Consider the following 25,921-nt stretch of genomic DNA (forward strand, 5'->3'; position numbering starts at 1 on the left):
AAGGATACAAGATGAAATTACCGTTAACCGTAGTTGTGTTGCCTGCAGTAGCATCTTTATTTTTTGCCGGTTGTTCTACCCATACAAGATATGTTGAGACCGGAGGCCCGCGTACCATCGTCACTACTGATATAAACATTCAGGACTTTTCGTATGCGGCGGAGGAAATGATTAATTCGCTTCTGGCGTCGGGTGCGTTGGATACTGCACCAATCCAGCCGGCAATGCTTGCGATAAGCCGCATTACAAACAATACTACTCAACAGATTGATACTGACCTGTTAATAAAAAAGATCAGGGTTGCGCTGAATATAAGTGGAAAGGCGCTGACAACTACTACAATCGGATTGGGTGGCATAGCCGAAGACCCTCTGGCGCAAGGCATACAACAGGAGAAAGAATTTTATAGCGACAAAACAGAGCCGCAGCGCATGCCGGATTTCTCGCTTTCAGGCAAGATCATTGAAAAACGTGAACGGCAAAATGACATAAGACAAGTAACTTATACCTTTCAACTTTCCCTCACGAATAACGCAGGCCTTGCCGTATGGGAAGATGAAAAGGAACTCTCAAAACAAAGCAAAAAAGGCGTTATTGGATGGTAGTTTTGCCTGCCGGAATTGTGCATAAATATGACTATCCTTGTGGGATGTGGATGGGATGTGTCCCCTATGCTTATATCTTGTATTTGTTGAGTTTATTGTAGAGACTTGCACGGGAGATTTTTAGTATTTTTGCGGTTTTTTCCTTATCGGCGTCATTGGCTTCTAATGTATTTATGATTATCTGGCGTTCGGTCTGTTCCAATAATTCCTGAAGCGGTTTTCCGGACAGGCCGGGGCGCGTCCCCATTTTTTCCTGATATAAGGGAACGTCTTCGGGGGTGATTCTGTTCTTTTTGCAGAGAATTACCGCGCGTTCAATTACATTTTCAAGTTCGCGGATGTTTCCGGGCCACGCATATGACGTGAGTATATTTAGTGTATCGCGGGAAAACCCTTCCACGGTTTTCCGGTTTTTCTTGTTGTGTATAGCTAGAAAATGGGCGGCAAGCAGAGGGATATCTTCTGTTCGTTCTCTTAATGGCGGTAGAAATATCCGTATTACATTAAGCCGGTAAAACAGATCGCTGCGGAAAAGTCCCTTTTCAACGCAACCCTCAAGATCGGCATTCGTAGCGGCAATGATGCGCACATCAACTTTTATGGATTCATCGCTACCTACCGCTTCAAATTCACTATCCTGCAGGACTCTCAGCAGCTTTGCCTGAACGGCAAGGGAGATATTACCTATTTCATCAAGGAAGATAGTGCCATGGTCTGCTTTTCTGAAACGCCCAACCCGGTCTTTCGTCGCACCGGTAAAAGCGCCTTTTTCGTGTCCGAAAAGTTCGCTTTCCAGCAAGGTTTCCGTTAAAGAGGAACAATCTACCTTGACGAAGCGGTGGTTATTTCTGGCGCTGTTATAATGTATTGCCTTTGCCACCAGTTCTTTTCCGGTGCCCGTTTCGCCCTGGATGAGTATGTTTGCTTCCGTGCCTGAGACATGGGAGATAATATCGTATATTTTTTTAATTTTAGGGCTTTCTCCGATGATATTGCCAAAGGTGTATTTTTCTCCAAGTTCAGACCGTAATCGGTCTACCTCTCCTTCGAGGCGTTGCATTTGCAGTATTTTTTCTATCACCAGAACAAGTTCATCGCGTTTAAAAGGTTTTGTTATGTAATCAGACGCCCCGTGCTTCATTGCTTCTACGGCGCTTGAGACGGTGCCGTAACTGGTCATTACAATCACATCAATAGCGGAATTGATCTGTTTGATTTTTGAGAGCAGTTGTATGCCGTCCATTTCCGGCATAACAAAATCCGTGAGGACAATGGCATACTCCGGATCTTTTGAAATCCTTTCTATGGCATCAGCGCCATTTGTAACGGCGTCCGCTGCATATCCTTTGCTTTTCAGGAGTTCCGTACACATTTCTCCCAATGCCGGGTCATCATCTACCACTAATATTTTTTTCAGAGTATGACTCCCTTATAAAAACCTACTACAGTTATTAGTTATTAGTCATTGGTCAACCGCCGACTGCCGACTGTAGATTGCCGACGGCAGAAGGGACAATTAAATCTTTTGCCAAAAAATGTAAAAAACAACTTTTAAGCTACTATTTGCAGGGGAGTGAGATAATAAATTTTGTCCCCTTGTCTGTATTGTTATCAAGGCGTATCGTGCCGTTATGTGCGGAAATTATGTCCTTACAAATTGACAAACCAAGACCGGTGCCTTTTCCCTGTTCTTTTGTGGTGAAAAATGGTTCGAAAATACGTTTATGATATTTTTCGGGGATGCCTGTACCATTATCTTCAAATACAATTTCCACGGATTTTTCTGCATTGTTCATCCTCGTTTTGATAAACAGGTCTCCGCCATTGGGTAAGGCGTCCACTGAATTATTTACAAGGTTTAAAATAACCTGTTGGATTTGATTTCCTTCTACCAATAAAGGGGGCAACTGTTTGTCAAATGCCCTGCGGATGTTTATTTTATGGATTTTTAAACGATGTTCCACCAGCGCCAGGATAGTAGTTATTAACGTATTTATATGATATTCCTTTTTCTCACTATCGGACTTTCTGGAAAAAATTAATAGATTTCGTGTTGCCTTCTGGCACCTGGCGATTTGGTCGGAGATGGTTTTGATTTTGCCGAGAGCTTTTTCATCATGAACTTCCTCCAATAACAACTCACAATACCCGGAGATGGTAGCAAGGGGTGTATCTAGTTCATGAGCTAGGCTGGAGGCGAGGAGTCCTATTGAAGCCATTTTTTCCGCCTGCAAAAGCTGGTTTTGCAGAGATTTGAGTTCTTCGTACGCATGACGAAGTTCGCGTATTCTTTTGCCCAATTCCAAACGCTGTTCTTCCCGTTCTTTTTCCAGCATTTTTTTTTCGGTGATATCCATAAAGATTTCTACCGCAAATTCAACCTGGCCATGTTTGTTTGGTATTGGGAATACAAAATGTTCAATGCAGCGATTTTTTCCGGCAGCGTTGTTCTCCCAGTTTATCCTTTGGTGGGGTTTGCCGTCTTCAAAGACTTTTGGAGTTACGCAATTCTCACAGAGTGCATTTTTGTTCCATAATTGTTCATAACATTTTTTCCCGACAATGGATTGGCGTGTTTTCCGGAGTTTCTTTGTTACCGCGTCGTTGACAAACAATATATTGTACTCTTTGTCGATTATATTGATATATGCGCGAATACCATCAATGGCTGCTTGTAGAAAATTCCCGGATACTTCCAACTTTATTTCCTCCAGACATTAGAAAGGTTCGCATCGGAGTTAAGGTAGAGAAGCACGGTCGTGCGTCTCTACATTTTGGTATGGAAAAAGGGCGCCGGGGTGGATTAACAACGTGGCTTCGCCAGGATTTCAAGTACTTTTACATCGAGGAACCTCTTTGAGGCGGCAGATTTTATTATACATACGGTATCTGCGCCCCTTATTGTGCCGGCAACCGCAACCACTTCTTCCCGTTCGGGGATGAGTCCCGCATCGCATGCCTCCATAACAATTTCGCAGCAAACCTTTAATCCTTCGCCCAGTCTTCGTAACGATTGTGCAACGATCATCGCCGGATAAAGTCCGTTAAATTTTTGCGAAAAAGCGGTTTCTATTGAGTGTGTAAGGATGGTGCCTGTGTAGATTTTGCCTCCCAGGGCTACGATTTGATCCCGGTTTTCAGGAAGCAATTCCTGATGATTGGGTTCCTGAAAACCGGCTGAATGAGTTACAACTACAAGGTTTACCTCTTTACCGTGCAGTTTCTTTGCCATTGCAACGCCAGTCTCACCGACGGAAGTGGCAACAACAACGTGTTTATATCCTTCAGAGACAGATGATGCGGCTATTTCTATGCATTCCTCTGTATTTTCTCTTCCCGGTTTTTCAAAATAGAAGATGTTCTTTTTCAACATGTTAAGTGTTTATTTGGCAGAATTCTTCATAATCGATAAGTTCCTTGATCGTAGCTTTATCGCTGCATACCGGGCAATTGGGATTTTTCCGGACATTCACCTTTTTGAATTCCATGTTTAAGGAATCATATATTAGTAGCTTGCCTTTTAATAACTGTCCTTTTCCCAGAATGAGTTTGATTGCTTCTGTCGCCTGGAGGGTGCCAATGACGCCTGCCAATATCCCCAATACTCCAGCTTCTTTGCAAGAAGGCACTAAGCCCGGAGGCGGTGGCTCTTCATAAAGACAGCGGTAACAAGGCCCGTCAAATGGCAGAATGGTGGTTACTTGTCCTTCAAAGCGGAAAATGGAGCCGTGCGAAAGCGGTTTTCTGAGAAAAACGCAGGCATCGTTCACGAGATATCTGGTGGGAAAGTTATCGGCGCCGTCAAGTATTACGTCATAATCTTTAATAATATCAAGGATATTGCCGGAAGTTAACCGTTCGGTATAAGGAATGACTTCTACATCGGGATTTAATGCCTCAAGGGTCTCTTTCGCCGAAATAGCCTTGGAGCGCCCGACGTCTTTTGCAGAATGTAATATCTGGCGTTGCAGGTTTGAATAATCAACACAATCACCATCGGCAATTCCGATTTTTCCAACGCCGGCGGCGGCAAGATAAAATGCGGCAGGAGAGCCAAGGCCGCCCGCACCTACCAGAAACACCCTGGCATTCAATAACTTCTGCTGGCCTTTGCCTCCGACTTCGGGGAGAATAATGTGACGGGAATATCGTTCTATTTGTTCTTCAGTAAATGATAATGACATGCTTTTTTCCTAACCTATTTGCCAAGTTGTTAATTATCTGTAGAAAAAAGGCCATGTACCATAACATGGCCCGCTTTGTATCCACTGAGCTTTACAAGGCTTAAATATCTTTTGAGAAAAAATGATAACAAATGCTATTGAGCAAATCAATACATTTTAGAGAACGTGCATTTTGCGTAACATCTCAATAAATTGAGGTTTTTATAATAATTTCCACAATCCACAATCTGCCAACTGCCAACTGCTGGCAAGCGAAAGCCATTAAATAGAGACAACGTTTATTTTTGAGAGATCATCTGTTCCCAATCCGGGCATGGCAGCAGTGGAGATATATTTTGGCTCCCTGCGAGCTTGCTGTAAAGAGGGAAGTTTCATCTTTTTTCTCTGAGCTTCGATAATAGTATGGCATATCCTGTCGAAAGCGACAGGGTCCCTTCCTACAATAATGCCGTTGTAATTCCATGTCCATTGAGGCTTGTAACCGGGGGCCTCCGTTGTATTGCGCCAGTATGACGTCACAAACAATAAACCTGACCTTGTTTACGATATAGGGATGGCTGTTCAGTTCTGCAATATAGGGATTGCAATTGTTGGTGTGGTATTTGTTCGGATTGTGCATTGCTCCAAAAAAATTCTTCATGGCAACGCTAATGCCTGCCAGGGCATGGTCTTTCAGGACGAGAACGTTAATGATGGCGGTACACATTTTAGAGACTATTTTGTTGAAACATGTTCCCACTCTTCCGGCTATCTGGGGTTCGGAGTCGTAACCGCCCTGCGGTAATTCGTCAGTACCAAAACATTGCACGCCTTTGGTTGCACGCCTCACCCGAAACCCTGCCGCTTCAAGTTCCCTGTTATACCGTTCAAATACAATGATGTTTACATCCTTCACTCCGGCAAATTTGAGTCTATGGAAAATGGCATCTACTATTGCTACATGCGACGACATAATACGGCCGAAAGGACAGTTTAGTTTGATGCCTACAATATCGTATGGACGAAAAAGCCTCTGCCATGCATGCTCTTTTGAGGCAGAGCCTGCCAGCTGCATAACTGCTGTATGCAGGAGATTTGTTATTTTTGATTCTTTTACGTTTCCATTGTCAGCAACAACGGCATCATCCCGCCCGATAACTACATCGGGAAGAACTGCAGGTTGCATATCATTTCCATGGGCAAAGTGTGCTGAACAATGTTTCAGGTATTTTGCCAGGATTGAAGTGGCGCAAAACCTCCTTCCATTAGCAATGCTTTTTTAAGAAATAATCTTCTTTCAATGCTTTTTACAGACATTTTACTTTCCCTTAAATAATTTTCAGGTAATATTCATACTTATGACAATTTATAGCAAATGCTTCGCCCCTATACTAAATATTGTACTAAACATAGCGATAATGGCATACATAAAAAGAACCCCCTTTTCCCTTTCACTTCTCGTCCTCTTATTCGTCGGCATTGGCTGCACGACCGTTAAGTATTATCCGTCAAACTTTGTAGAATCACTGAAGCATCCCACTAAATTCCCGGATATTTTCGATTTTAGTGTGCAAAATATTGAGGATGTCGTGGAAAAGAACCCTCTTCTGGAAGGTGAAGATGTAAAAATTACCGATGTTGGTGAGAATAGAAATTCCAGCATGCATGTGCTTCAATTGCGTGAAAATACCGAATATTCCTCACATTACCACAAACGCCATGATGAAGTTATTTATGTGAAAAAGGGCAACGCTATTGCGATACTTGACGGTACGAGATACATGGTAAAATCGGGGTCCATTTTGCAGATTCCCAGCAAAACGGTACACAAATTTGTGAATACCGGCGATGAAGCATTTATGGCTATTTCAATTTTTTCTCCGCCTTTTGATGGTAGGGATCAGAAATTTACACAAAAAGAGAAAAAGACAGACCGGGGGGCAAAAGAAGAAAAACGGCTTGCAGGTGTTACTGCAAAGAAAATAAAGGAAGAAGTTGAAGTCTCATCAGAGGAAGGCACAGAGAAAGAAATTATCGAAGAAACGGAGAAAGTTGCGACAGCAGAGGAAGGTATGAAAGAAAAAGCTGCTTTGCCCTTGTCCGATGTTCGGGATTTTCAAACAAAAAAAGAAGGTACTGCTTCATACGATTATCTAACGTTAAAAGAGAGGGGTAAAAAAAAGGCAAAAAATGCAGAGTCTGTTGAGCCTCCAGAAGTGGACATCGTAAGTTTGCATGAAAAACTTACCCGCCTTTTGAAGTTAAAAGAAGAAGGGATTATCTCCGCCGATGAATATGAAAAAAAGAAAGATGCACTGATCATGGGTGGAGAGAAATATACCTTTGCAGAACCAGAGAATTTGCCGAAAAGAGACTTGCCCCAAAAAGACGCTGCGCTCTTAAAAAAGGTTGATGAATATGCACAACTACCGGAAGATACATACCGTTTACCCAATGCACCATTAGATAAGCATACCGATATTGAAGAGACCTATTATAAGGAAGAGCCGTATACGCAACCGGGAGGGGAACAACGACAGGGAGGGGAGGGTTATGAGGGAACTTCAGCGATTGAGACATTGCCAACGGATCATAAGTTAAGGCTATTGCATGAAATGCTATCGGAAGGCCTGATTTCAGCAGAAGATTTTGAAATAAAAAAGAGGGAGTTGGTACTTAAAACAGAAGAAAAGACCTTTCCGATTCCTCCTCCACCAGGCGCTGACAGAGAAGAAAAGCTTAGCGCCCTTAAAGAATTATATAAAGAGGGGTTGATAACGGAGGAAGATTACCGGCATAAGTATAATGAATTAAGCGTGAAAGAGGAATCAGGGTCTTTTGCCTTTGATGAGAACCCCTATAATGAAAAAGTAAGCGAGCTGGAAGGGTTATATAATGACAGGCTTATTACAGAAGAAGATTACCGGTTCAAATACAAGGAATTAACAGGTAGGGATGTTTTTACCTCTGATATTATTGATAAAGATGTTAACAATGAAAAATTATCAGAACTTCGTGAATTGATGGAACAAGGAATCATTACCAAAGAAGACTATGAAGCCAAAAAAGCCCAATTGACAAGCAATTGACCATATTTTACCCATCGACGCGCCTCTTATCCCGCAAACGCACCAATGAGCGTTCCCACTCATGGCTTGTTCAAGTTTGCAACTTGAACCTCACGTTTTATATTGTTCCTGCCTGCTGGCAGGGGGATTTTGTCATTAAATATAGTCAAACAAGTCAGGTTTTTGAAACTTAAACCGGCAAATGCAGGCGATTCGCACTACATTTTTAGAAAATCAGAAGCTTTGTAACACTTTAGTTTTTTGAAAAATTCCCGGGATAGGAAAAATACCATGTAGCCCCGTCAGGGGCGGTCTGTTTGTAGCGCAATAAAATTCAATAAGGTAAATAGCTCCGTAGGAGCGGCCTGTCCATATTCAGGCAGACCTGTTTAATATGGATTTACAAGAGACAGGTCGCTCCTAACGGAGCTAATATCTGTTATAATATCCTATTTTGCTACAAACAGGCTGCTCCTACGGAGCTTATAGGTAATACGTTTTTCAAAAGACTAAAATGTTACGAAGCTTTTGGCTATACATATCGCAGCAAAGCCGTAACCAAAAAGGATTTAACCACAAAGGGCCTAGCGCGGCCTTTGGCCGCAACCAAAAAGGTGATTTTTAGTTTATTATAAAGTATAGTAGTATCCTCGTAAATAGTAATCAGACAATTTGGAGGACACTACTTATGAATAAGTTGATGGAATTATATCGAGACAGGATCGTGGGTGCAATAAGCGGTCTGGACAGGATTCGTTTTCGCGGGACATTGCGGTGGTTGGCCAGTGAGCGTGGGATGGGAACATTCATGAACCAAGCGAGAATTCTGCTTAAGGATTTTTCCGGTTGGGTCAATGGGCTTACGGCACAGGTGCGAGACAGTTGTGAATCGCGGGCGAAAGATTTGGGTATCGAGGTGCGGTATTTGATGAGCAGCGGTGTTGATAAGGAGAAGTTGGCTCGCCAGATCGCGGCGGATAAGAGGATTACGGAAGGTTCCATCTGCCTGTTGAGTGTGGTAGAGCCTTGTATTGCGCCGATGGTCAAGGGCAACAAGGCCAGCAAGAAGCTCGAGTTGGTAATGGCGCCCCGCAAGTGTGTCTTTGTGTATCATTATTTTAATGATCCAGTGTTTGGTTTTGGTCATGTTCGTATCCAGAGTTGGGCGCCGTTTAATATTTTCATTTGTCTCAATGGTCGTCATTGGCTGGAGCGGCAACTTCAGAAGCAAGGTATTGATTATGTTAAGGACGGCAACTGTTTTGTGCGTATAGAGGATATTGCGGCTGCGCAGGTTCTGCTCCATGAGCAGCTTAAGACTGACTGGGCGAAGCTGCTGAACGGGCTTGCGTTGGGCAGTTGCCCGGCATTGTCGCAGATTCTTCGTCCGTTGGAACCGGAGTATTACTGGTCTGCGGATGAGACGGAGTGGGCGACGGACATCATGTTTAAATCGGTTGAGGCATTGGAGGAGTTGTTTCCATCGTTTGTTCATCATGCGATGCGGGTTTGCGACAGTTCTTCGGTGATGAAGTATTTGGGTAGGCGTAACCTTGCAGGCGCTGCCCCTGATGAGGTTATCAGCGACTATCGAAGACGCTATGAAGGTATACGGGTCAAGCACAGTGTGAATTATAATTCAGTGAAGATGTATAACAAGAGCGGTAGTCTCTTGCGTATTGAGACAACGATCAATAATACGCGGGACTTTAAGGTCTTTCGGAGTCCCAATGATGATGAAGGCAAACCGGCGTCATGGCAGAAGATGCGTAAGGGCGTAAGCGATCTTCATCGACGGTGTGAGGTGAGCCAACAATGCAATGATCGTTATGGGGATGCTTTGGCGGCGGCTCAGGTAGAGGAGAAACTGAAAGAAGTGGTGAGCAGCGCTTGTAACAAGGTTGTCAAAGAGGGCAAGAGGTATCGAGGTTTGAATCCCTGGCAGCAGGATGATTACCAGATGCTGATGTTCCTGTCCAAAGGCGAAAACGCGATAAATGGATTCCGCAACCATGATTTGCGTAAGTGGCTTTACCGGGAATCCGAACAATCCGGCAAGGATCAGCAAAAGAAATATTCCGGACGAACGACCCGACGGATAAAGATGCTGCGGGCACACGGTCTAATCCGCAAAGTTCCGAGGGCCAACCGCTATGTTTTGACGGAGAAAGGCCAGAAGTTCTCTTGTTCACTGATGACCGCTTCAGCCCTTGATATTAAAGCACTTACGGAAATGGCGGCATGAAAAACACGCATAAAAAACAAGAAATTGATGGATAGTAGTACAAAGAAAAACTTACGAAAAAAAAGGTAACAATTTAGTCTTTTGAAAAATTCCAATAATAGCGATGTTTGCCGCATAATGTAGGGGCGAAGCATTTGCTGTAAATTGTCATAAATACATTCATACCCAAACGGGCAAATGCTTCGCCCCTGGTTTTTCAAAAAACTAAAGCGTTACAACCCGACAGAACCCATCAATAAGTATTTCCCGCTAAAACGTTGTAACTCCTAATTAGGAAACCTGTTTCCGGCGTACATCTTTCTGGCATACATTTCGCTCATTTATCACACCTGACGTCTGTTTAAATTGAGTTACCTATCCTGCCAATACTTTTGCGTTTGATATTTTATTGCGAATAAAATATATATATCCCGAAAAATATCAATGTGAAGCGATTCTTCTTTGTTTTTGGCCGTACGAAAAAGCGGTAAGTTACAGACCAATACATTGAAGGCGTCATTGGTGCATATAGCGTAATAATTGGTGGAAATCATTTAGGAAACTGGCTGAAATCTTACGTTCGCTTCATGTGCATTTTATTTTTTGAAAGGAGAGTTTGTATTTTTTTATGAGAGATTTGTATTCGATCTTTAAAACAATGTAACGGTGTAAGCATAAGGTGAATAGCATGGCGTATTTGTTATAACATGCTTCTTTATTCAGCTTATGCGGTAAAATGGCAAGGGAAAATGTTGAATGCGCGGCACACTTGATTTTTCTGGAATTTGCAGTAACAGTGATAATTGTGAAGAAATATCATTGTATTTGGGGAATTTGTAATCAAGAGCAGAAACCAATATTGTATATTTAAGAAAGGGGGACAAGCAAGTGATGAAAAAACTGACATTAGTATTGTATATTTTTTTTATTGGCCTCATAAGTTTTCTGTTTATAGAGGGAACAAAGGTTCATGCAAGTGCACTGTTTGAGGATGAATTTGATGGGAAATCTCTGGAAAATTCATGGATTATATTACGTGAAAATCAAAGTGATATTAGTCTTACCGAAAGCCCGGGGCATTTAAGGATTATATCCAAGGCTGAAGACTTGTGGCAAATAAATGTTAACAACAAGATTAAACTCCTTCGCCGTGGACCACATGGCGATTTTGAAATAGTCGCCAGGTTAACGTATGATCCCAAAGAAAAGTTTCAGCAGGCAGGAATAATCCTATACGAGGATGAGGAAAACTATGTAATGCTCACCCGCCAAAAAGATGACGCACAGCACGTCGTAATGAGCAGGTCTGTTTCTAAAACGGAAGGTGCGAAATCTGCCGCCACATCATTGACAACGTTGTATTTAAAATTAACAAAGTCCGGGGAAAGTATTTCCGGCGCTTTCAGCACGAATGGAGAAACATGGACGACCGTAGATCACATTTCCGGCTTACATTTTAAACATCCGCAGGTCGGCTTGGTAGGTTTTAACGCTCAACAAAAAACCACGGCCAATGCGGACTTTGATTTTTTTAAGATAAGTGCAATAGGCGGAGGGGTTGCTTCTGCAGTGGAGGAATTGCTCGAAGTAAATAAATACAACAAATCCATTCACGTTATGGCAATGTTGATGGTAGGTTTCGGATTTTTAATGGTCTACGTAAAAAGATATGGCTGGGGGGCTGCTACCGCCACCTATATTGCCGTGAGTTTTGTTATTCCTTACTACATGTACTTAAAATCAAAGGGGCTATTCGGAGAGGTAGCGGAATTTCAAATAGACCGTTTAATCCTCGCGGAATTCTGTGCGGCGTCCATGCTTATTGCAATGGGGGCATATTTGGGAAGATTAAAAATGTCTCAGTATATTATTGCGGCATTGTTGTTTGTTCCTTCCTATATGCTTAACGAATGGATTATGTTAGACGATGGAATGGGTTTGATACCAAAGGGGAAGCTCATTGATACGGGCGGGTCGATAGTTATCCATCAGTTTGGTGCATATTTTGGATTGGGCGTAATAATAAGGATGACCACAAAGGAAGACTTCTCGAAAGGTATTGAGTCCGATAAGATAAGCAATCAGTATTCGATGCTTGGAAGTATGGTGCTGTGGATATTCTGGCCATCGTTTTGTGCGGCAGCCGCCGAGGCGTCACAAATGGTTACTGCGGCGATAAACACTATTCTTTCCTTATGTGCCGCAACAATTTCTACTTATCTTGCGACAACGTTGATTCGAAAGAAAATCGTTATTGAAGATATGGCAAATGCCGCACTTGCCGGCGGTGTGGCTATCGGTTCTTCTTGTGCTCATACAACGCCAAGGGCAGCGCTGATGCTAGGTTTCATAGCCGGTATTTTGAGTGTCATTGGCTTTGCACTCATACAACCACGGCTTCAGAAAATGATTAAGGGTATTGATACCTGCGGCGTTCATAACCTTCATGGTATGCCTGGTATATTGGGTGGTCTGGCAGCAATTTTTATGGCAGGCAGCGCAGTGCCGGGATTGCAGATAAAGGGGGTTGTTATAACCTTTGTCGTGGCCATTATTACCGGGCTTGCAAGCGGGACGGTGGTTTCTCTGTTTGGCCACAGAAGAGATTCTTACAATGATGAAGAAGAATTTGTAGTGGAAGCCCACTAAGAGTGCTGCCGGAGAAGATATATTTATATAGACCTCCTGCGTTTAATAAAACGCAAGAGGTCTTTTATTTTTAAGGAAAACATATGAATAAAATAATTGAATGTGTGCCTAATTTTAGCGAAGGAAAAGATCCCCGGAAAGTAGCAAAAATTGCAGATGCGGTTCAAAGGGTTAAGGGGGTGAAATTGCTGAACGTCGAATCTGATCCGGACTATAACCGCACGGTAATTACCTTTGCGGGAGAGCCGGAAGCAGTAAGGGACGCTGCATTTTCTGCAATAGAAACGGCAGCGAACGTTATTGATATGACACTGCAAAAAGGGGAACATCCGCGTATTGGCGCAACAGATGTTTGCCCTTTTGTTCCCGTGGCAAACATTACCATGTCTGAATGCGTTAAAATCGCACATTTATTAGGTAAGGATGTTGGAGAAAGGATTGGTATTCCCGTGTATCTTTACGCGGAGGCGGCAAATGTACCCCGACGTTATTTGCTCCCGGACATACGGAAAGGCGAATATGAAGGCCTTTCAAAAAAAATGAACGATGCGGAATGGCGGCCTGATTACGGCCCTTCAGTATTTAACGACCGTGTGAAAAAAACAGGCGCCACGGTGATTGGCGCGCGGGAATTTTTAATTGCTTACAATGTGAATCTTGATACTGACGATATTTCCGTTGCCAATACTATTTCAGGGATGATCCGGTCTTCGGGGAGAATGAAATTGAATGAAAAAGGGGAAAAGGAGCGTGTTGCCGGTACGCTGAAATTCGTTCAGGCAATGGGCGTGGATTTAAAGGAATACAAAATTACTCAGGTATCCACCAACATCCTGAATTATAAAGTAACCCCGCCGCATGTTGTTTTTGAAGAGATAAAGAAACTTGCAAACGTTTATGGCGTAAACGTCCGTGGCAGCGAGGTTATCGGCCTTATACCAAAAGGCGCTATTATTGAGGCAGGACGTTTTTATTCTTCGGAAGAAAATGAACAAAACCTTGTCAACGTTGCAGTAGAAAAACTGGGATTAAGCCAGCTCAATAAATTTGTACCGGATAAAAAAGTTGTTGAGTATATGCTTGGACTGAATTGATAATTGATACACCGATGGATTTCGCCTGCACAAAAATAGGGATGGGCAGGCCTCTTTCGGCAAAGAGCCTGGAATTATCAGACAAGATATGCGTCGATTTCTTCTTTATTGAAACCATACAATATCTTATCTTCATTAACAACGACAATGGGAAGTTTGTCGAGAGATTCTATGTCATCAGTGCCAACAATTCTTATCGCATCTTTCCTTGCGTCTTCATCCTTGTCTATATCGTAGGAAATGTAATCTGCATTTCTCTTGTTTAAGTATGCAAGCAATTGATTACATTTCGGGCAAAACGGGGTGCAAAATACTTTAAATTTATTTTTAGCCATGTTTTTCTCTCTTTCTTCGTAAAAGGACATTCTATTTGTTACACCCTATAACGGTCTGCGTTTTCGTACAGGATGCTTTTACAAGTCAAGTTAAAATTCAAGCATAAACAAGGTTATCCGTCAACGAAAAAACCCTATTCGCCTCAATTGTTTATGAACAAATTATACTGCCATGAAAGAGATAGGTAATGGCAAAGAAAGTAGCACTACAGCGACATTTTATTCTTACGTCCTGCACAAAAATATGATAAGTTTTCTCCCATAAGGTGCAGTAAAATCCTTTAGACAGTAGGGTGGATTAAGCGACAGCGAATCCACCGTTCCATTATTATTGGTGGATTCGGTGCGAAAAAGCCGCACCTTAATCCACCCTACACGTTTGAAACGCCAAGTGAAACAACATGGTCTTTGCAGGCATGGTATATTAACCCTGACAGGGTTTGGAACCCTGTCAGGGTTGTTTATTTCATTTTCATGTGAAGTCCCTACATTGAGGATAAGAACATATGCTGAAGTTTAAAAACAGGCAGGAATTGGGGTGGTGTTTTTATGATTGGGCGAATTCGGCATTCGCCACAACCGTCATGGCAGGATTCTTCCCGGTTTTTTTTAAAAATTACTGGTGTCAGGGTATGGAAGTGACAAAAAGTACTGCGATTTTGGGAATGGCAAATTCTTTGTCGGGGTTTTTAGTGGCAGCGATTGCCCCAATAATTGGTGCGATTGCGGATAGCGGGTCGTATAAAAAAAGGTTTCTTATTTTTTTTGCATATCTTGGAGTCCTGTCAACAACAGCGCTTTTTATGGTGCAGAGGGGTAATTGGCTGTTTGCGGCAGTTGCCTACACAATTGGCACGGTTGGATTTTCAGGCAGTGTCATCTTTTATGATTCCATCCTTCCTTTAATAACAAATAAAAAAAGGATTGATTATGTATCTGCGCTGGGCTATGCGATGGGTTATCTTGGCGGAGGAATACTCTTTGCATTCAATATTTGGATGATATTACACCCGGCATTTTTTGGACTGAAAGATGCAAACCACGCAATACGTATTTCCTTTTTAACCGTTGCCGCCTGGTGGGGAATATTTACATTACCCATTATTTTTTTTGTAAAGGAACCCGGGAAAGAACCCCGCATTTCGCCTAAATTTGCTTTCCGAAGCGGATTGAAACAATTAACCCATACCTTACATAAGATGCAACACATGAAAACGATAGTTCTTTTTTTAACCGCCTATTGGCTTTATATTGATGGCGTGGATACTATAGTAAGAATGGGGGTTGATTATGGATTGTCAATAGGTTTCGAATACAGGGACTTGCTGCTGGCATTGCTTATCACCCAATTCGTAAGTTTTCCCTGCGCCATAGTATTTGGAAAGCTGGGTGAAAGAATAGGGGCGAAACATGCGATTTTTATTGCTATCGGAGTCTATATCTTTGCAGTAATGTGGGCAATGAGGATGAAGGCAACCTATGAGTTTTATGGGCTTGCTATCCTTATAGGGCTTGTCCAGGGCGGCATTCAGGCAATGAGTCGGTCTTTTTATTCACGCCTTATTCCCCATGATCAATTGGCTGAGTTTTACGGATTTTACAATATGGTAGGCAAGTTTGCCGTTATCCTAGGCCCTGTTTTAATCGGCATTACAGGGATATTTTTTGAGAGTTCGCGAATGGGCATCGCGTCAATCGTGATTCTCTTTATAACCGGAGGGGTACTGCTTTTTTTTGTGGATGAAAAGAAAGGTGCTGAGCAAACAAAATATCTTTCTTTACGTGAAAACGGACAGTAGGCAGTCGGAAGTTAGCAGTCAGCAATCGACAATCGGCAATCGACAAATTGCAAATTGCAGATTGTGGCCTGAGGATTGAGGATTGAGCACGAGGGGATGGGATCATATCTTGATGTGTGATTAAACCCATTTTTGAAATCAATGATCAATATGTTACCCCTTTTGCGCCTTTATCAACAATATAATAAAATCAATGCGGAGGTTATATAATGGACATTTATCCAATAAAAACAGAAGTAGATTACAAAAAAGCACTTTCCGAAATTGAAAATCTCTGGGGTTCAAAAGAAAATACAAAAAAAGGAGATAAACCAGTACATCGTTTCGTTAAAGTGTGTACGTAAAAAAATGTCATTGCGAGGAGTGGAGCGACAGCGAAGCAATCTTAAGTCCTTTGGGAACAAGAGATTGCTTCGCTGTCGCTCGCAATGACGGTATCAATGTAGATATTTTAATGAAACGCTATACTAGATATTCTTTTAGTTTTGGTGGAAGCATATGAAGAAAAACACTATCCAGTTGATCCACCTGATCCGGTAGAAGCATTAAGATTCAGAATGGAACAAATGGAGTTATCCAGAAAGGATTTAGAACCATTTATAGGAAAACGTGGTCGAGTGTCAGAAATTTTAATCATCAAAGAAGTCTTACTTTAAATATGATTAAAAAGCTTCATTTTAATCTTCATATTCCTTTAGAAATCTTAATCGGGAATGCACCCGTGGCGGACTTAGAAGCACAAAACTATCAACCTGTATAAATGCCAGATAGAAGCACTGCACTTGATTTAACCGCGTCACCCACCATTGCGCCAAACGCCTGTTGGCGGTTCGTTGTTTTTTTTCTGTCGTCATAGTCCGAAGTAATAATCTCTCATTTTGTTTGCCATAAGTTTCCTTCTCAAAGCCAGAAAGTCTTGATAGTCGTCTATGGTCATTTCCATCAACTCTGTCGGAACACAATTCACTTTTAAATTGTCCAAAAGTTCCTGCTCTGTCGAAATTCCACTTACTTGTCTGTTGTTCTCAATCATTTGCGTTTTGAGTAAGTCGAAATAGTCTTTAGGAGGCTTGTTGCCCACCTTAATGTTTATTTCTGACTGCATATACACATAGTTTGCAATCTGATTGTATTTGCTTCGGTCAAGCCCGTTCTTCTTCAAATAGTCTTTTGGAAACAAATGGTGTATGTCACCACGAAGCGAAATCAAGTCGCTAACTAAAACGTCTTTTGATAAAAATCCTTTGTCGTTAGCTTTTACTTGTGAGGCAAGAAATACGTGGAAATATGGACTACTTGCAACAGAAGTGTCCAAACTTTGTGGCAAAGAAGCGTTCCAAAATGCTTCTGAAAGTTCGGCTTCTTCTCGTTCGTTCAAAATCTCGTTAAATGGTTTGTGTTCAATCTGCTTAATGTCGAAGTCAAACGCACTTTCTGGTGAACCTGAATACCGACCTGTCAGAATTGAATAAACCAACCAACGTCTTGCATAACTCTCAATGTCAACGGAACTTACTCCAAGGTCTTTCAGTTTAAGGTAAACTATGTAAGCAAAATTTATGGCGTTTTGTGAACGGATTAGTTTAGGTGAAATAAAGCCGGCTGATTTTACAATCATTAAAAACCTTTTGAAATTGGTTTCATTGATAAAGTTGGTTACTCCGTTTTTAAGTGTCGCAAATGATTGTTGAGCTATTTCCGCTTCGTATGTTCTTGTTTCAAAATTTCTTCCTGATAACAAACTAACTAAGTCGGAAAGTCTGCCCCTGTTGAATTGTGAAGTAAAAGTAACACGAATTAAGTCATTATAGTCGGGGTCGTAAAGGTCTTCATTTTCAGTTTTGAGCCATTGCATTTTTTGAAAGAAGTCTGTTTTTGCAAACTCCTTGTCATTATCTACTATGTGTTTGTAAAAGTCTGGAGCAATGGCAAGGTGGCAGAAATAGTCAATCGCTTTTCTTAGTTCATTTCCACCATTTTCGGTGTCTGCTGCAATCTTACTCATTGCAAAGTCTGCTTGACTTAAAACAACGCCTTTTGAGTTGATGCGGATAAAAATTTCCGTAACGGTTTCAATGTCTAAGTCAGGCGAAAGTTCGATTAAACCAATTTGCTTTTTCGGTATGTTAATAAGGTTTGAGAAAGCGTTACGAACGTGCTTTTTGTCAACATCAGTATTTAGTTCAAAATAATTGTCCGCAATCTCAAATAGGTCTCCGTTTATTGCTTCTGAAATATCGTGTAGCCAGGTTTTGTCTTTAAGAATGGCTGGATTTTGAACTTCAAACCGTTCTTCAATTGGATTGAACGCTATTTTGATTTTTACTTGTTGATATGTCTTGTTGATTATATATTGTCCAAGAATTGCAGCTGTTAATGCTGTTACTCGTTGTTGTCCATCAATTAAAACCTTTTTACCTTCACTTAAACTTCCGTCTTTCAGCCTTACGTTAGGGTTTCTCCAAGCGATAACATAGCCAACAGGATAACCTTGATATAAACTGTCCATTAAGTCGCGGACTTTTGAACTGTCCCAAACAAATGGTCTTTGAATTTCCGGAATTGCAATTTCTCCTGAATTTACCCAAGCTAAAATTGTCTCGATTAAGTGTTGGTTAACTGAATATTTCTGCATCAAGTCTTTCCTTTTTTGTCTGTTCGTTTATGGTTTCGGTGTCGTCTTTACAATGACCGCCAACGTTTTGCGTGTTGCCGAAGTTGGCGATTTTCAGCACTAAAGTTCATTCGAAGCATTACTGTTTGTTGACCCACAACTGTCGTATGAAGCACGGAACCCTCTGTGTCAATGGTAAATCTGATTTTGTTTCGATGGATTTTATTCAGGTATTCCACCAATGGCGTTACTTCCCGTTCGTGTTGATGTATCAGGTTTACTCCGGGTGTGGTGATGATAAGTTCCGGGTCTTTAAACCTTTGTTGTGTTCAATAAACTGAAAAACATTGATGTGCACTATCATTGTCTTACCGCTTCCTGTTGCCATCCAGTAAGCCAATGCACTTTTTGCAAAGTCTTCAAATTCCTTGCTGTAACGTTGCCTGAAAAAAACTTAGGTAAAGTAAATCGCCAATATCTGATAGTAACTAAGGGTTACTTTCTGTTGCTTGCGGGCTTCCAGATAAGTGTTGTAAGCTTTCAGATACTTCTTTACGGCATCCAATATTTTTTCATCTAAACCAATATAGGCATCATAAGCTTCAATTTTTTCCTGTGTTGACTTGTCGAATAAATCAATCGTCTCCCTCAGGAAGTGCCTGCGTATATGTTGATATAATTTTAATTCCATAATTTTGACTTAACTGCTTTTATACTGTATTTCCAATGCCTTTGGAAGCATCAGCAGAAAAGGCAATGTTTTTTCATACTTTAAATCTTCATAGAATAATCCTATGCGGGCTAAATTATTGTAGTAGGCTTGCAGGTTGTGATAATAGTAATACTCGCTTGCTATATACCACGCATTTTGACCTAAATGGCTACTTAAAAACCATTTTTCCAGCAGCCTGGCAGCTCTGCCATTACCATCATTGAATAGATGAATTTTTACAAATACTAAATGAATGTAAGATGCATAATAGAAAATCTCTTCGGTGCCGGGCGAACCGGCAAGCAATGTTTCCAGTTCATCCCAAAAACGTTTAAATTCCTTTTTTACAATGGATGCAGGCGCAGCTTCGTATTGTATGCGTTGAGACTGCTGCTCCATAATCAGCATGTTACCTGTCCTTATCACGCCCCGTTGTGCCTCCGGCAATAACTGACGGGTAGCTATGCTGTGGGCTTTATAAAAATTGGATAGGCTAAGCCTGTTGTCCCTTGCAAATTCATAGGCGGCATACAAATCATTGGGCTTTTCGGTCAGGTTGGGCAGATATTCTATGTTGAGCACTTTGTGTTTTACATAGCTGTCAACCTCTAAGGTTTCGCCTTCTATACGGGATGAAGACATTACCGATACTGCAGTGGCAAATTTAAAGTTATCCGCAGTCCATTCTTTTTGTTTAATTGAAGAAAAGGCATCATTCAGGTCTATATCCAGCATGGATACATACGGTGACAGTAAATCGTTTTTAAGCAACTCTTCCATACTGTTTACTGATTAAAAATGTTTGCGTGAATAATATTTACCCGTGACAATCCTTTGCCTACTTGCAGTTGTTTGTCTTTGAGCGTTGCCAGAATATTGAAATCATAATTGACTTCTATTTTTCCCATTGAAGATGGGTGCATTCCCGATTTTTTGTAAATATAGTCAAAAAAATAAGGTTTTCGGAAGATGAATAATAAAATTTATTGCAAGGGTGGTACAGGCATTCCTGCCTGTATTCCGCACAGACAAAATGCCTGTGCCACCCGTATAGGCAGGCAGCTTGTGTATTAAATATCACAAGCAGGATGCTTGTGTTACATTGTGCAGATAATTACAAAAAATCGGGAATGCCCCCAGTTTCCTTTTGCTATAGTAACTCTCGATATCAAGGCTCGCGGTTAAACTATATCTTTGCAATTATAAAGTCAAGAAAATCATGTGATATAGTTAAACTTGCATTGTACAGATGCTTCAAATTTAGCGGTATATAATGGCTACTTTGTGTGAAGATTTTTGGAAGCTTTCAATTGTTACCTTCATTTGAAATCTTAAAACACCAGCAACTCTAATAGTTCCAAACAGGGTTTGTCCGTGCCACCCTTATAAAACTCGCATTTTGTGAGCTTTTTGAGTATACATCGCAAATGGAGAGCCGCCTGAGTGTCGTTGTCAATACCTGATACCATCAAAGAAATTACACACCTTCATGGAAACAATACCTTCTTTTCCCCGGTAGAAATGGTCGCTGTTTTCTATTAACTCACTTGTCACGGGCAAGTGTATTTTTTCTAAACCTTGCAGTGTGTCTTCCACTGTTGTGGCGAAATCATTTTGATTATATATGAATAATTTTGGTTTTTTACATTCCCTTAAAAAACTGAGGTTATATTTGCCAAATGGCGTGGAAATTGAAGCGAATGCCGATACGGCATCGCTTGCCGTCGCTACTCTCATGCCAACAATACAGCCAAATGAATACCCCGCAATAAATATCTTAGCGTCCCTGCCGGACTGCTTTACCAGGAAATTTAGAGCTGAATGAACGTCCGTTAGGGCATCGGCATAATTTTCACTGCTCATTGTTTTTTCCCAGTAGTGAAATATTTCTGCAATATCTTTCACCCCGCATTCGCTGTTACCAACGCCGCGGTAATTGAAACGGAGCGAGAGAAAGCCGGCTTTTGCCGAAACACGCGCAAGGCTCGTTATTATATTGTTTTCCATATCGCCGCCGAGGGTAGGATGGGGGGGGCATAAAAGAATTGCCCTGGAAGGCATTGTGTTTTCATCGTATGCCAATACTCCCTCGAGGGATAAATTATCAGAAGGGAAATGAACGTGTTCTTCTGTTATGTTCATGGTTGTGCAGAGACGTCCCTTTCTTTTTGAATGCCTTTCAAAAGCATTCGTGATAATTGGATATTGTGTATGCCATATTGTTGTATTTGCTTTACATACTTTTGCATTTTCGCGCTATTATTGTTTTCCCGGATAACCGGCTGCGTTTCTTCTCTCAAAAACTCTTTCCATTTATCATAGAGTAATCCGTAATCATCATTATGACACTCTATACAGATACTGCGGGTATCACGGAAGAGAAAATTGTTTTCTTCCTGTTTGTGGCAATCGGTACACAACACCGCCTTATACATCCAATCAGGGGTTCCGGTGACGGGAGAATGAATGCCCGCATAGCGGAACGAACCGTTTCGGTAGTCGTTTACCGCGGAATGGCATTTCAAACAATCGTCATTTGTTGCTTCATTGTGATGACATTTTTTGCAGTCGTTTTCTTCAATTATTAAACCGCCGTGTGTTTTCGTGTTTGCCGGATCGTTATTATGGCATTCACAGCATTCAATGTTCTGTAAGGGAGAATGATGGTTGTGCAAAAAAAAGCTGTCCTTATATTTTGTACGGTAATGCAAATAATTTACGTGGCACCTGTCCGTGCATGAGCCTGAAGGATACACGAACGGTGTTTGCCGCATCAACAGATTTTCTTCCCCTGATGTGAGTGAATTGAGCGAAGCGATAAAAAAACAGGCGATGATTATTAATCGTTTCATGTGCTTTCCTGCAAGACCTGATTGAGTTTCGTAATGCTGTATTCCAGAAGGTCCTTTACATATTTAATGTTGTGGGCGCCGTTACTCCCATCTTCCTTGATAAAATAATAATTCGACTCCGCTTCGGTAATAACATGCCCTGCATTCGGAAGAGGGAGTTTTTTTGCCCTTTTCAAAAGAAGCTTTAGCAACCTCATTCTTTTCGAGACGAAAGATATTTGCTCAGATACTATTTTGTCAAATCCACTGTCATGGCAATTGTTGCATACCTCCGGCGCTACTTTTGATAATAATACGTCCTTGTGGCATGCAGAGCAATTGAGCGTTGCGATAAACATGGGATCGGGTTCGTCCGCAATGCCTGCGCCGCCCGTTCCCGCCATAACCATCCATTGCGTTTTGTAGAGAGAGAGGTCAAATGTGCGGTTCGGAATATTTGAAAGCACAACTCCATTTTTCTTCATAGCGGTATGTATAATGGCACTGTGGCATGCAACACATGATGTTTTGTGATTCATTATATGGATATCATGCATGTCCGGTGCAGTATACTTTTCCTGAATAGTTTGATGGCATACATAACAATTCTCCCTGACAACGGCGCCGTTTCCCTGTACAACAGCGAAATGACAATCGGAACAACCCACGTTCTTCCTTTCTTCATAAGCAATGTGGTTAAATGTGTTGCCGTAAATTTGAATGTTTTTTTCTACGGGAGCATGACACAAGGTACATTCGGAAATGGGTTGTTTCTCCCTTGTGAGAAGCGCCTGTTGCATGCCGGCAAAATGACATACATTGCAGGTATCGGCCTCTGTCTCAAAATGTCTTCTGCCATTACCATGCGAGTGGCAGGAGACACAGCGCAACGTAAGATTGCCTGGAAAATGCTTTGTATGTGTTGCATGCCGGAAATCTCTTGTTTTTTTGAATCGGGTTGCCGTTTCTGAGAGTTTTTGTAAAGGATGACACAGTTCTGATGTACAACGTTCATCCGCCATTTCGACCGCCATTACCTTCATGCTTCTGTTTTCGGGTGCATGGCAGTCGATACAGGCAATGTTCCCTGACAAGACATTGTAGCATTTATTGTTGAATGTGACGTCCGAATGGCACTTGCCGCAATATTGTGTATACTTCACCTTCGTCACGGTAAAAAACAGCGCTGCCACAGCAATTGCAATGGCTATGAGTGCAGAGATTGCCAGCCGGACGGCGTGTCTTTTATTTAAATTTTTTACTTCTTCAAACATGATTTATTCTTCACTTACAACGTAACACTTTAGTCTTTTGAAACTGGAAATTGTCATTTGTAGTGCGACGAGGTTCGTCGCACTACATGGTAGAGACAGGTTTCAAACCTGTCTCTACTTAGATATCTCAAGTGAGGAACGAGCCGCAACCACTGGAATCAAAATCAATGCGAATATATTTTTTCCGCCAAAACGATGGATATGTCACGGTTTAATGACGTTCTTATCATTCTTGCCCTGAGGGTACAGACATTATCTTTCAGCGTAAAGTGGAATGGTATCATTCGCTTCTCCTTATAGTGCAGCGCTGTTTTCAATTCTACAAACAGGCTTGTCTCTCTGTAGCCTGCAACATGCCCCGTTTTATTTAACAACTCTATTGTCACGAGCACTTCCCGGTATCCGTAGTCACCCGTTGGTACACTATGCGGGATGCCGGTATTGGTTATTTCAAGTGCGCCTTCAATAGCATCTTCTGTTTGAACTATTTTAGTAAAGCAAAGGGACAACATATGCTCGTCAACGGGAATTAACTCCTGAAAAGAAAAAAGATGCTGCTTGCCTTCCCGCTTTGGATATATCTTTTGCCAGGGTTCATCCTGAATAAGTTTTCGGACTATTTCCGGCATATGGCAGTCCTGGCAGGTCTTTTTATCTTCGGCGTCTTTTATTTCTTTCCAGACGTTATACGTGCCGGCGTGGCATTTTCCGCAAAGTTCACTGCTCTTGTAAAACATATTCATCCCGGTAACCGGATGTGGGGCGCGGGCAGGGGTTGGTCCGGCGAGTGTGCAGTCATTTAAATGGCAGGCATTGCAATTGACCCCCTCTTCAACATGTATATTCCGAGGGACGATGCTTGCATCGGTAAAAATGGTTTCCGGTACGTGGCATCCAAGGCAAAAAGTGAATGAATAATCAAATGCTTGTTCCCTGAAGGCATTGCTGGTATAACTTCCGGCATGGGGAGAATCTTTCCATTCATGGTAAATATCAATATGGCAATCGCCGCATTTTCCCGCTTCAGGTGACTTCATGCCTGTTTCCACCAGCTCAGGGTAAATAATGCAGCCGCTGATAATGAAGGCCATCGGAAAGAAAAAGATAACTATGAAAAAGGGGAACAGACGTCTGCCCATTGATGCATTTTCAGGATTGCTTTGTATCATGCCTTCGTTTTCCTCTGAAAATGAATGGAAGGAAGATAAAGAACAAGGCGCTTGCCACAAGAATAAAAATAAAGACAAATTCGTTGTGGATACATTTTTTGAGCAAATAGACGGGAATGAAAAACCACGGAATATGTTCCGGTTTGTTTACAGGGTTAAACGGGAGCGGGAAAAATAAAACGGCAAGGAGGTCAAGCACCACAAGAAAGCAACCAACGATAATGTACCGGAACATTTCGTTCGGGAAAAAGGGTTCCAGCATATCCGGACGTTTGTTTTTCGTGTAATCTTTCATAAGATATGAAGTGTGTATTCCTCTTCTAATGTCTCTTTAGTCAATACCTTTTTTCTTCGGAAAAGACGCAGATAGCCATTGCACAAGTCATTGCGTTGATGAATTGTAATTACTAAGCAAAACAATATATGCCAAGCATTTTTAATGCGAATGTTTGTAACACTTTAGTCTTTTGAAAATTGATACACATATTTTAGCTTAATATGGGTGGCACGGACAAGCAGTGCTTGTCCGTGGTCGTGTGCAAATGGGGCTACGTCTAATTTCCACACGGACAAACGGAGTTTGTCCGTGCCACCCAAAACTAAACTGCAACATATTTTCAAAAAGCTAAATTGTTACGAATGTTTTGAGTTAAACAACCACATGGCAATGGTTAAAATAAAGAACGCAAACGATTTTGACAGAGATTTTTGCGCCTATGTGTAATATTTACAATGCCATGCCGGGTATAGTCAAAACATAGAGACTATTTTGCGCTTATTTCCAAAGTGGTGGTGTAGACGTAATCATCCGTCTCACTGCCTTTACCATCAGCATCAACGCCTGCCGCGTAAAATGTTATTGGCTCCGTAGCGTCGGTAGGAGCCGTCCACTTCACCTTCCAGTTCTTTTTCTTTGTTCCCTTATACGTATGTTCTATATATTTATCCTTGTCAGCTTTATCAAGTCCCCGATAATCATCCGCAGGAATAACCTGTGTGGTATTCCCGATTTTTTTAAATTTTCCCACTCTGTTTCCGCTTGCATCAACCGCAGTCATTTCAAACCCACGTTTTTTTCCACTGGAGTTGCTAAATGCTACCTTTAATTTGATAGTTTTTCCAGGGGTATACTCATAGGGACCGGAAATAGAAAATTCAGCATCCCCGGAATCGTTGGTGTATGTATCATGGCAACCACTTGCATTACAGGTGCCGGAATCATCAGGAGCTCCGGTACGGTAAGCATCAGGACCGCTTGCCGATGCAAATACTGCACTTGAAAACATACTGCATAACGATACACTCAACGCCAAACAAGAAAGAGAATTCTTTACTATTTTCACATTACAACTCCTTACAATAAATGTTTTTATTCATACAGATA

At 41.7% G+C, this 25,921-nt stretch carries 23 protein-coding genes and 1 pseudogene; 8 read left to right on the top strand and 16 right to left on the bottom strand.

Annotated elements, in window-relative coordinates:
- Nucleotides 1-11: 11 nt before the first annotated feature.
- Nucleotides 12-605, top strand: coding sequence for a penicillin-binding protein activator LpoB (locus tag KSMBR1_RS10425; protein WP_099325276.1), 594 nt, complete (start codon nt 12-14; stop codon nt 603-605).
- A gap of 70 nt (nt 606-675) precedes the next feature.
- Here the strand turns inward: KSMBR1_RS10425 and KSMBR1_RS10430 are convergent, their stop codons facing one another.
- From KSMBR1_RS10430 to KSMBR1_RS10450, 5 genes are all read right to left on the bottom strand, one after another.
- On the bottom strand, nt 676-2,007 hold the full coding sequence (locus KSMBR1_RS10430; RefSeq protein WP_230405713.1) for a sigma-54-dependent transcriptional regulator: 1,332 nt from the start codon (nt 2,005-2,007) through the stop codon (nt 676-678).
- 157 nt (nt 2,008-2,164) lie between these two features.
- A complete protein-coding gene (locus KSMBR1_RS10435; protein ID WP_099325278.1) occupies nt 2,165-3,304 on the bottom strand; it encodes an ATP-binding protein in 1,140 nt (379 codons plus the stop codon).
- A gap of 104 nt (nt 3,305-3,408) precedes the next feature.
- Complete coding sequence (locus KSMBR1_RS10440) at nt 3,409-3,978, bottom strand: pyruvate kinase alpha/beta domain-containing protein (protein WP_099325279.1); 570 nt, start codon at nt 3,976-3,978, stop codon at nt 3,409-3,411.
- 1 nt (nt 3,979) lies between these two features.
- Nucleotides 3,980-4,789, bottom strand: a complete 810-nt coding sequence (gene moeB, locus KSMBR1_RS10445) for a molybdopterin-synthase adenylyltransferase MoeB (RefSeq protein WP_099325280.1) — start codon at nt 4,787-4,789, stop codon at nt 3,980-3,982.
- Between the two features lie 292 nt (nt 4,790-5,081).
- A complete protein-coding gene (locus tag KSMBR1_RS10450) occupies nt 5,082-5,954 on the bottom strand; it encodes a DUF362 domain-containing protein (protein ID WP_099325281.1) in 873 nt (290 codons plus the stop codon).
- A gap of 232 nt (nt 5,955-6,186) precedes the next feature.
- Between KSMBR1_RS10450 and KSMBR1_RS10455 the strand changes: the two genes are divergently transcribed.
- The 4 genes from KSMBR1_RS10455 (at nt 6,187) to ftcD (ending at nt 13,803) form a co-directional block, all read left to right on the top strand.
- Nucleotides 6,187-7,857, top strand: coding sequence for an SHOCT domain-containing protein (locus KSMBR1_RS10455; RefSeq protein ID WP_164994300.1), 1,671 nt, complete (start codon nt 6,187-6,189; stop codon nt 7,855-7,857).
- Between the two features lie 667 nt (nt 7,858-8,524).
- Complete coding sequence (locus KSMBR1_RS10460) at nt 8,525-10,081, top strand: hypothetical protein (RefSeq protein ID WP_099323647.1); 1,557 nt, start codon at nt 8,525-8,527, stop codon at nt 10,079-10,081.
- Between the two features lie 870 nt (nt 10,082-10,951).
- Nucleotides 10,952-12,709, top strand: a complete 1,758-nt coding sequence (locus KSMBR1_RS10470; protein ID WP_099325284.1) for a beta-xylosidase family glycoside hydrolase — start codon at nt 10,952-10,954, stop codon at nt 12,707-12,709.
- A gap of 83 nt (nt 12,710-12,792) precedes the next feature.
- Nucleotides 12,793-13,803, top strand: coding sequence for a glutamate formimidoyltransferase (gene ftcD / locus KSMBR1_RS10475; protein ID WP_099325285.1), 1,011 nt, complete (start codon nt 12,793-12,795; stop codon nt 13,801-13,803).
- 77 nt (nt 13,804-13,880) lie between these two features.
- On the opposite strand, the gene KSMBR1_RS10480 is transcribed toward ftcD, so the two are convergent.
- Nucleotides 13,881-14,138 (bottom strand): glutaredoxin family protein, encoded by a 258-nt coding sequence (locus KSMBR1_RS10480; RefSeq protein ID WP_157820523.1) that lies wholly within the window; start codon nt 14,136-14,138, stop codon nt 13,881-13,883.
- A 506-nt stretch (nt 14,139-14,644) separates the two neighbouring features.
- Here KSMBR1_RS10480 and KSMBR1_RS10485 point away from each other — a divergent pair.
- From KSMBR1_RS10485 to KSMBR1_RS23415, 3 genes and pseudogenes are all read left to right on the top strand, one after another.
- A complete protein-coding gene (locus KSMBR1_RS10485) occupies nt 14,645-15,937 on the top strand; it encodes an MFS transporter (RefSeq protein WP_099325287.1) in 1,293 nt (430 codons plus the stop codon).
- A gap of 209 nt (nt 15,938-16,146) precedes the next feature.
- Nucleotides 16,147-16,281 carry a hypothetical protein gene (locus KSMBR1_RS22720; RefSeq protein WP_261341062.1) on the top strand — a complete coding sequence of 45 codons (135 nt, stop codon included), beginning with the start codon at nt 16,147-16,149 and terminating at the stop codon, nt 16,279-16,281.
- Nucleotides 16,282-16,404: 123 nt separating this feature from the next.
- Nucleotides 16,405-16,697: pseudogene (locus KSMBR1_RS23415) on the top strand (helix-turn-helix domain-containing protein); the annotation flags it as partial.
- Nucleotides 16,698-16,787: 90 nt separating this feature from the next.
- Here KSMBR1_RS23415 and KSMBR1_RS10490 read toward each other — a convergent pair.
- The 10 genes from KSMBR1_RS10490 to KSMBR1_RS10530 form a co-directional block, all read right to left on the bottom strand.
- Nucleotides 16,788-18,572 carry a GmrSD restriction endonuclease domain-containing protein gene (locus tag KSMBR1_RS10490; protein ID WP_099325288.1) on the bottom strand — a complete coding sequence of 595 codons (1,785 nt, stop codon included), beginning with the start codon at nt 18,570-18,572 and terminating at the stop codon, nt 16,788-16,790.
- A gap of 433 nt (nt 18,573-19,005) precedes the next feature.
- Nucleotides 19,006-19,242, bottom strand: coding sequence for a hypothetical protein (locus KSMBR1_RS10495; RefSeq protein WP_099325289.1), 237 nt, complete (start codon nt 19,240-19,242; stop codon nt 19,006-19,008).
- 9 nt (nt 19,243-19,251) lie between these two features.
- Nucleotides 19,252-20,043, bottom strand: coding sequence for a Fic family protein (locus KSMBR1_RS10500; protein WP_099325290.1), 792 nt, complete (start codon nt 20,041-20,043; stop codon nt 19,252-19,254).
- A 5-nt stretch (nt 20,044-20,048) separates the two neighbouring features.
- A complete protein-coding gene (locus KSMBR1_RS22725; protein ID WP_261341063.1) occupies nt 20,049-20,171 on the bottom strand; it encodes a hypothetical protein in 123 nt (40 codons plus the stop codon).
- A gap of 544 nt (nt 20,172-20,715) precedes the next feature.
- Nucleotides 20,716-21,405 carry an alpha/beta hydrolase gene (locus KSMBR1_RS10505; protein ID WP_099325291.1) on the bottom strand — a complete coding sequence of 230 codons (690 nt, stop codon included), beginning with the start codon at nt 21,403-21,405 and terminating at the stop codon, nt 20,716-20,718.
- Nucleotides 21,402-22,115 (bottom strand): hypothetical protein, encoded by a 714-nt coding sequence (locus KSMBR1_RS10510; protein ID WP_099325292.1) that lies wholly within the window; start codon nt 22,113-22,115, stop codon nt 21,402-21,404. Before KSMBR1_RS10510 ends, KSMBR1_RS10505 begins: the two co-directional genes overlap by 4 nt.
- The gene (locus KSMBR1_RS10515; RefSeq protein WP_099325293.1) at nt 22,112-23,368 is read right to left on the bottom strand and encodes a cytochrome c3 family protein; all 1,257 of its coding nucleotides are present in this window, start codon (nt 23,366-23,368) and stop codon (nt 22,112-22,114) included. Before KSMBR1_RS10515 ends, KSMBR1_RS10510 begins: the two co-directional genes overlap by 4 nt.
- A 164-nt stretch (nt 23,369-23,532) precedes the next feature.
- Nucleotides 23,533-24,405, bottom strand: coding sequence for a cytochrome c3 family protein (locus KSMBR1_RS10520; protein ID WP_230407992.1), 873 nt, complete (start codon nt 24,403-24,405; stop codon nt 23,533-23,535).
- Nucleotides 24,406-24,517: 112 nt separating this feature from the next.
- Nucleotides 24,518-24,832, bottom strand: coding sequence for a hypothetical protein (locus KSMBR1_RS23420; RefSeq protein ID WP_099325295.1), 315 nt, complete (start codon nt 24,830-24,832; stop codon nt 24,518-24,520).
- Between the two features lie 469 nt (nt 24,833-25,301).
- Entirely contained in the window at nt 25,302-25,880 is a 579-nt protein-coding gene (locus tag KSMBR1_RS10530; RefSeq protein ID WP_157820525.1) for a Reeler domain-containing protein, read from the bottom strand.
- Nucleotides 25,881-25,921: the final 41 nt, after the last annotated feature.

The organism is Candidatus Kuenenia stuttgartiensis, assembly GCF_900232105.1.
Taxonomy (GTDB): domain Bacteria; phylum Planctomycetota; class Brocadiia; order Brocadiales; family Brocadiaceae; genus Kuenenia; species Kuenenia stuttgartiensis_A.